Annotated in this window: 10 protein-coding genes; 4 read left to right on the forward strand and 6 right to left on the reverse strand. The window is 71.8% G+C overall.

Going from position 1 to position 6,871, the window contains the following annotated elements; all coding sequences use genetic code 11:
* Nucleotides 1–104: 104 nt before the first annotated feature.
* On the forward strand, nucleotides 105–479 hold the full coding sequence (locus LZ495_RS11175; RefSeq protein WP_235051924.1) for a peptidoglycan-binding domain-containing protein: 375 nt from the start codon (nucleotides 105–107) through the stop codon (nucleotides 477–479).
* Nucleotides 480–598: 119 nt separating this feature from the next.
* On the opposite strand, the gene LZ495_RS11180 is transcribed toward LZ495_RS11175, so the two are convergent.
* From LZ495_RS11180 to LZ495_RS11195, 4 genes are all read right to left on the reverse strand, one after another.
* Nucleotides 599–1,825 carry a tetratricopeptide repeat protein gene (locus tag LZ495_RS11180; protein ID WP_235051925.1) on the reverse strand — a complete coding sequence of 409 codons (1,227 nt, stop codon included), beginning with the start codon at nucleotides 1,823–1,825 and terminating at the stop codon, nucleotides 599–601.
* 13 nt (nucleotides 1,826–1,838) lie between these two features.
* Complete coding sequence (locus LZ495_RS11185; protein ID WP_235051926.1) at nucleotides 1,839–2,240, reverse strand: nuclear transport factor 2 family protein; 402 nt, start codon at nucleotides 2,238–2,240, stop codon at nucleotides 1,839–1,841.
* 83 nt (nucleotides 2,241–2,323) lie between these two features.
* On the reverse strand, nucleotides 2,324–2,782 hold the full coding sequence (locus LZ495_RS11190) for a 2,4'-dihydroxyacetophenone dioxygenase family protein (RefSeq protein ID WP_235051927.1): 459 nt from the start codon (nucleotides 2,780–2,782) through the stop codon (nucleotides 2,324–2,326).
* Nucleotides 2,779–3,249: a GNAT family N-acetyltransferase gene (locus tag LZ495_RS11195; RefSeq protein ID WP_235051928.1), complete on the reverse strand. Its 471-nt coding sequence runs from the start codon at nucleotides 3,247–3,249 to the stop codon at nucleotides 2,779–2,781. Before LZ495_RS11195 ends, LZ495_RS11190 begins: the two co-directional genes overlap by 4 nt.
* A gap of 95 nt (nucleotides 3,250–3,344) precedes the next feature.
* Here LZ495_RS11195 and LZ495_RS11200 point away from each other — a divergent pair, with 95 nt between their 5' ends.
* On the forward strand, nucleotides 3,345–4,184 hold the full coding sequence (locus LZ495_RS11200) for an alpha/beta fold hydrolase (protein ID WP_235051929.1): 840 nt from the start codon (nucleotides 3,345–3,347) through the stop codon (nucleotides 4,182–4,184).
* Nucleotides 4,185–4,208: 24 nt separating this feature from the next.
* Nucleotides 4,209–4,541 (forward strand): antibiotic biosynthesis monooxygenase family protein, encoded by a 333-nt coding sequence (locus LZ495_RS11205; protein ID WP_235051930.1) that lies wholly within the window; start codon nucleotides 4,209–4,211, stop codon nucleotides 4,539–4,541.
* Between the two features lie 66 nt (nucleotides 4,542–4,607).
* Here LZ495_RS11205 and LZ495_RS11210 read toward each other — a convergent pair whose 3' ends face one another.
* A complete protein-coding gene (locus tag LZ495_RS11210; protein ID WP_235051931.1) occupies nucleotides 4,608–5,228 on the reverse strand; it encodes an AAA family ATPase in 621 nt (206 codons plus the stop codon).
* Between the two features lie 75 nt (nucleotides 5,229–5,303).
* On the opposite strand from LZ495_RS11210, the gene LZ495_RS11215 reads away from it, so the two are divergent.
* Nucleotides 5,304–5,849, forward strand: a complete 546-nt coding sequence (locus LZ495_RS11215; RefSeq protein WP_235051962.1) for a P-loop nucleotide/nucleoside kinase family protein — start codon at nucleotides 5,304–5,306, stop codon at nucleotides 5,847–5,849.
* A 153-nt stretch (nucleotides 5,850–6,002) separates the two neighbouring features.
* Here LZ495_RS11215 and LZ495_RS11220 read toward each other — a convergent pair whose 3' ends face one another.
* Complete coding sequence (locus LZ495_RS11220; RefSeq protein ID WP_235051932.1) at nucleotides 6,003–6,788, reverse strand: AraC family transcriptional regulator; 786 nt, start codon at nucleotides 6,786–6,788, stop codon at nucleotides 6,003–6,005.
* Nucleotides 6,789–6,871: the final 83 nt, after the last annotated feature.

Genomic DNA, 6,871 nt, shown 5'->3' on the forward strand with positions numbered 1-6,871 from the left:
CCGGTACGCCCGGACCCCGTGAAACTGACTGCGCGCCGACCCACCGGAGTCGCGCACGAGAGCTCATCGCTCGACGAACAGTCCGAACCATGGGGAGACTTCGCATGAAGAGCACGACCATTCGGCGCAGCACCACCAGCGTCCTTTCCGCTGCGGCGATCGTCGTCGGGGTGCTCGCGGGCACCGCCCAGGCCAACAACGTCGGCAACATCGGCGTCGGCTCGGGCAACACCGCGGGCGTCAAGTGCATCCAGAAGTCGTACAACTACATCGCCAACCGCGGCCTCGCGGTCGACGGCATCTACGGCAACGCGACCAAGCAGGCGACCATCGACTTCCAGCGCCTGTTCAAGCTGGGCGTCGACGGCATCGTCGGCAAGCAGACGGGCGACACCCTGTGGTGGGCAGTCAACTACAAGGCGGGCTGGGGCCTTTACGAGAACTGGGGCTGCCAGTCGAAGGTCCCGAACTCGCGCTGACCCGGCGGACCGAGGACCGAGGACCAAGGACCGAGGATTTGCCGGGGCAGCGAACCGGTCCAGAACGACGGCAGGCCCGACGGCGCAACCGCCTTCGGGCCTGCCCGCCTTCGTGAGCCTCAGCCGTGCTGCGGCGGCCGCTCGTCCTGTCGTGCATCGGTGGCGGGCAGGGCAGCGAGAGCCTCGGCGCACCGGCCCTGGTCGATCAGCGCGAGTGCCAGGTCGCACACCGCCGTGATCCCGGGAAGCCGACGCAGGAGAGCAATCGCCTCCTCGGTCCGACCGGCTCGGGCGAGCAGCCAGGCCAAGGTGCCCTCGCGGTCGGCGACCCGCTCGGGCGGCAGACCTTCCAGTTCGGCGAGGGCCGCATCGGCGCGTCCCGTCTCGCCCATCAGCCACCAGCGGCTGGAGCGCAGCCAACACTCTTCGTTGTCGGCCTTGAACTCGGCGCTGCGGTTCTCGGTGAGCGCCAACGCTTCGTCGTGCCGCTCGTGTTCGGCCAGGAGCAGCAGTGCCGACTGCAGGAGATTGTGGTCGGACCGGCTTTCGAAGGTGTGGTCCACCGCATCGATGGCCTCCGCGAACCGGTGGCGCCGCATGAGGAGTTCCATGAGCTGGCTCTCGTAGACCCACGGGCGTTGGGCGGTACTCATCCGGGCGCGTAGGTAGGCCTCTGCTTCGTCGTCGCGGCCTTGTGCCTCCAGTGCGGTCAGGTAGAAGGGCAGGATTCCGTACGCATCGGCATCGGCCAACTCGCGCAGCGTTTCGGTCCGGCCGCGCCGCGCAAGCAGGCGCGCGTAGAGAATGCCGGTGTTCACCGACCCGCGCCGGGCTATGCCGCTGTCGGCGCCGAGGAGCCGGATCGCCTCGTCGAGAACCCGGTCGGCGTTCGCGGTTCCGTCCGGCAATTCGGCGAGTACGCGCAAGGTCCGCTCGTCGTGCACGCGGGACGTCACGACACAGATCGCCTCGTCCGCGCGGCCGGCCCGGACGAGCACGCCGAGATAGTCGCCCCAGGCGTCGTCGGCGACGTGGGCCCGTTGTTCCGGGTTCGCCAGCTCCAGCGCCTCGGCCACCCGGCCCCATCGCAGCAGGACATCTGCGCCGGCCCGCACCGCGGGCTGCCATCCCGTCACCGCGAACGGTTCGATGACCGCCCAGGCCCGCTCGAATGCGCTGCCGGCGCCGAGTTCACGGGCGGCGCCGACAGCGCAGAACCAGTCCTCACGTTCCTCCGCGGCCGCCATCACCAGGTCCAGGCAGCCGTGGTCGAGCAACGCGTCGACCACACCGGGAAGGGTCCCCGAGTAGGTGTCGAACCGCCGTTGAAGATCGTCGATTTTCACGGGGGCAGACTAGCTATGCGGGTTTGTACGGATCCCCGTGGCGGTGTACGGCCTTCCACTTGCCTTCCTCGCGGCGGAATACCGTTGTTGCGCGGAGGGCGTACGACACCGGCTTGCCGTGTGCGACCGCGCTGATGCGCTCGATCGCCACCAGGTACGCCATGTCGCCGGACGCGCCCGCGGCGAGCACCTCGTACTCCAAGGCGGTGCACTCGGTGAACCGCCCGGCGAGCCACGCGAATGTCGGTTCGAGCTCGGCCCAGCCGCTGCGGTTCACCTCGGCGCCGAAGAGCGTCACCGGAGCCTGATGCGACCAGAGTGCGGACCGCGGACCGGGATCGCCCTGGTGCAGGGCGATCTCGGCGGCGCGCAGGCGTGGCAGGACGTCGTGCAGGAAGTCGTCGACCTCGGCCATGGCCTCAGTCTGGCAGCGGAGTCTGCCTGGTCGGCGGCAGCCACGCCCGCCGTGCCGCCGCCGCGTCCCGGCCGCGTCCTTGTTCAGAGGATGATGCCGCTCGGCCGCGGAATGCCGGCTGCCTCGCAACTCTCGTAGTAGCCGCGCAGGTTCGCGGCCGCATCCGATACGCCGATGACGTTGCCTTCGGCATCCAGGTACTCGGTGACGCCGTGGACGATGGTGAGCGTCTCGGTGGTCTCGGTGTTGTCGGCCGGGACGAACAACGTGTGTGTCGAACCCGGCGGCTCGTACAGGTACGAGCCCGCTCGGTTCACGTAGCCGTGCTCGCGGTACCCCCACGCGCCCGACAGCGTGAACATGTGCACCGCGCCCAAGTGCCGGTGCGTACCGACCTCCAGGCCGGCCGGGAGCCGGCCGGCCATGACGTACGTGCCCTCGGCGAGGTCGGCGCGCAGCAGCCGCATCATCGTGCCCGGATACGCGGTGTTCTCCACCCACGGCACATCGGCGGCGCCGACGTGCACGGCTTCCGGGATCACGCTTGGTCTCCGGCCGCCTGCGGGGACCACTCCGACAGGAAGATGTCGTAGCGGATGAAGCCGCGGTTCTGGGCGATCTTGTCGTAGAGGCGGCGGGCCGTCGCGTTCGACTCCATGGTCTGCCAGTACAGCCGCGCGCACCCGCGCTCGACCGCCCACCCGGCCACGGTGTCGATCAGCGCCCGGGCGACGCCGCGGCCGCGGACGTCTTCGGCGGTGAACAGGTCCTGCAGGTAGCAGACATCGGGCCCGGACGTGCTGGGATGCACCAGGAAGTGCGTGATGCCGACCAGCCGCCCGTCCAGCCGGGCGCCCAGGGCGTGGATGCGTGTGTCGGCGAGGAACTCGGCCCACTTGGCGTCGTACATCTCGTCGGGTTCGACACGCTCGTAGAAGTCGATGTACGCACGGAAGAGCACTTCCCACGCTTCGCGGTCCTCGGCGCCGAGCCGGCTGATGGTGATCATGCCGCATTGTCGGACGCCGGGGACCGCGGACACCAGGGACCATGCGCCGCCGACCGGGTTGCCCGGGCCGGTGGGGGCCTGACAAGGTCGCCCATATGCCTACGTTCGACGCCCCCGACGGAACCCTGCTCGCCTACCGCACGGAAGGCCGGGGCAGGCCTGTCCTCTGCGTGCCCGGCGGCCCCGCCGACTCGGCCTACCTCGGCGACCTCGGCGGCCTGTCCCGGCACCGGCAGCTGATCGTGCCGGACCTGCGCGGCACGGGTGCGTCGGCGGCGCCCGCCGATCCCGCCTCGTACCGCTGCGACCGCCAAGTCGGCGACATCGAGGCCCTGCGGGTCCATCTCGGGCTCGACCGCGTCGACCTCCTCGGACACTCGGCAGGCGCCAATCTCGCGGTCCAGTACGCGGCCCGCCACCCGCAGCGCGTCGCGCGGCTCGCGCTGATCACCCCGGGGCCGGCTGCCCTCGGCGTTGTAGTGGATGGCGAAATGCGGCGCACGCACGCCGAGTTGCGGAAGGACGAGCCGTGGTTCCCGGACGCGTTCGCGGCGCTGGAGGCGCTCATCGAGGGCCGCGGCGCCGACTGGGACGCCATCGCCCCCTTCTTCTGGGGCCGCTGGGACGCCGCGGCCCGCGAACTCTACGCGGCCGGGCAGCCGCGCAACATGGACGCCGTGCGGGGCTTCTCCGCCGAAGGCGCCTACGACCCGCCCGCCACGCGTGCGGCCCTTGCCGCGTACCCCGGCCCGGTGCTGGCGCTGGCCGGGGAGTTCGACCTCAACACGCCGCCGCCGGCCGTCGCCGAGATCGCCGCGGCGTTCCCGCACGCCGAGTACGCGGTGCAGCCCGGTGCGGGGCACTACCCGTGGGTGGACGATCCCGAGGCGTTCACCGCAGTTGTGGCCGCGTTCCTCGGGGCTGCGGAGATCTGAGCCTCGCACCATTACCCTCGGCGCATGGCAGACGAGATCGCGTACGCGCCCGGGCAGGTCGTCACTGTGTTCCGCTCGCGGGTGCGGCCCGAGGCCGAAGCCGAATTCCGGGCGCTGGCCGTCGAGATGCGCGCCGCCGCGGAGGCCATGCCAGGGTTCGTGGACTACAAGGTCTACGTCGCGGAGGACGGCGAACGCGTGTCGGTCATCGTCTTCGCGACCGCCGAGCACCAGCGCGCGTGGCGCGACGACCCGCGCCACCAGGAAGCCCAGAAGGCCGGCCGCGACCGCTTCTACAGCGCGTACAGCATGCAGATCAGCACCTGCACCGACGCTTGGTCCTTCGGCCCTCGATAGCGCGGTTGCCGGACCCGGACCCGGACCCGGACCCGGACCCGGACCCGGTCACGGTCATGGTCAGGGTCACGGGGGCGGATCCGGGAGCCCGAACGCAGTCCAGAGCCGCGCGAGTGCGGTCGCGTGCGGGCGGGCCGCGAGCACCGGGACGCCGTACCGCGCGGCCTCCCCGGTCAGCCACGCGTCGTGCTGCACGCTCACCTGAGCCCGGAGCCGCTGCTCGCTGCGTTCCCGGGCCCGGTAGTTCGCGGTCACCTGGTCCTCGTCGGGCTCGGTCAGGAACACCGCCCGGACGCGCCCGTCCGCGCGCTGACCGCGGAACTTCAGGCGCGCAGCCAGCTCGGGGGTCATCTGGTCGCCGTCCACGACGACCGGCATGGCGGTCTCCAGATGGTTGGCGATCACCGCCTCGATGGCAGGCACCAGGGCGTCGCAGGTGGCCAAGTGCCGCGTCAGAGCCTCGTCGGGCGACACCGTCGCGGCCTCGGGACGGGTCGTCCAGTAGTGCAGCGCGGGCTGTTGCTCGGGCGTGGTCGTCGCGAGCAGCGCCTCGACGATGTCGTCGATCTCCAGCACGGGGACCCCGAGCCTGCGGGCCAGCGGGTAGCTGAGACTGCTCTTTCCCGTACCGGACGCGCCGCCCAGTAGGAGAACGCACCACTCGGGTGCGGGGTGGTGCGCTGTCACGGTCGATCTCCCGGGGCCGGTATGTCCGGCAGGCCCGGACACGGCCGATTCTGCTATCACTTGTGCGTGACATCCATGCCGACACTCGTCGTCGTCAGTGGCCCGCCCGGCACCGGCAAGACCACACTCGCCCATCGGCTGGCCGCCGCGGTCGGGTGCCCGGCCGTCTGCCGCGACGAGATCAAGGAAGGGATGGCGCACGCCACCGAGGACTTCGTGCCCGGGCCCGGCGACGCGCTGACCCGCCGCACCCTGCCGACCTTCTTCGGCGTCCTCGAACTCCTGGTCAAGGCCGGGGTGACGGTCGTCGCCGAGGCGGCCTTCCAGGACCATGTGTGGCGGGCCGGGCTCGCGCCGCTGCGCGACCTCGCCCGCATCCGCATCGTGCACTGCGGAGTCTCCGCGGAGGTGGCCAGGCAGCGGAAACTGGACCGGATGGCGGCTGTTCCGCTGCGCCGGGTCCATGGCGACGTCCGGCCGGACGACGCGGTCGCGCACGCCGAGGCCCACGGCGCCTTCGTCCGCCTCTCGCTGGACGTGCCGTGGATCGAGGTCGACACCACCGACGGGTACGTGCCCGGCCTCGACCGGATTGCCGCGTTCGTCGACGGCGTGGGTTGAACGGTCCTCCCGGCGGTCGTCCGGTCCGCGGGGCCGCGGGACTGTGGGGCCAAGGGGCTTCGGGGCCAAGGGACTTCGGGACTTCGGGATCTCGGGACTTCAGGGCACGGCGCTGCGGACCGCGGGACTCCGGGACTCCGGGACTCCGGGGCCTCAGCGGGAAGCGGGCTGGTGGGCGGCCTGCTTGCGGTAGCTGCCCGGGGTCGTCCCGAAGGCGTGCCGGAAGGCCTCGATGAACGCGCTCGGGGTGGCGTAGCCGCACGCCGCGGCCACCGCGGTGACGGAGCGCCCGGTGGCCAGCAGCTTGAGGGAGTACTGCAGCCGCAACTGGCCGCGCCACTGCGGGAAGCTCATGCCGGTCTCGGCGCGGAAGAGCCGGCTCAGGGTGCGTTCCGCGGCGCCCACGGCGGCGCCGAGTTCGGCGAGCGTGCGCTCGTCGCCCGGGTCGGCGGTCAGCAGGGCGGCGATGTCCCGCAGCCGCGGATCGCGGGGTGCGGGCAGGCCCAGCGGGAGTTCGTCGACGCGGCGCAACTGGTCGAGGGCGACCTGTTCGAGGTTGCGCCGGTGCGCGGCGGAGAGCGGGCGGTCCCGGTCCGGGACGTGCGCGGCACCGGTCAGCGCGGCGACGACCTCGCGCAGCAGCGGCGTCACGGCCAGCACCGTGGGGCGGTCCAGGCGCAGCGGATTGACCGCGGCCGGGAAGCACAGATTGCGCATCTCGGTGGGGCCGTGCGCCTCGTGCGCGTGCGGGATGCCGGCCGGCACCCACACCGCGCGGTGCGGCGGCACGATCCACGTGCCGTCCGGAGTGGAGACCTGCAGGACGCCGAGGCCGGGCGCGATGAGCTGGTTCTCCGCATGGTCGTGCCAGTCGACGCGCTCGCGGTGGGTGAGCGCCCGGCGGGTCGGGCCGTCCAGCGGCAGGCGGGTTGTCGACACAACCATGCAGATTATCGGGAAAATGCGGCGGGGCTCAGGCGGGTTGCGCCCGCCTGCCCCGCCCGGCCCCCATGCGTGCGCCC

Source organism: Yinghuangia soli (assembly GCF_021502675.1).
Lineage (GTDB): Bacteria > Actinomycetota > Actinomycetes > Streptomycetales > Streptomycetaceae > Yinghuangia > Yinghuangia soli.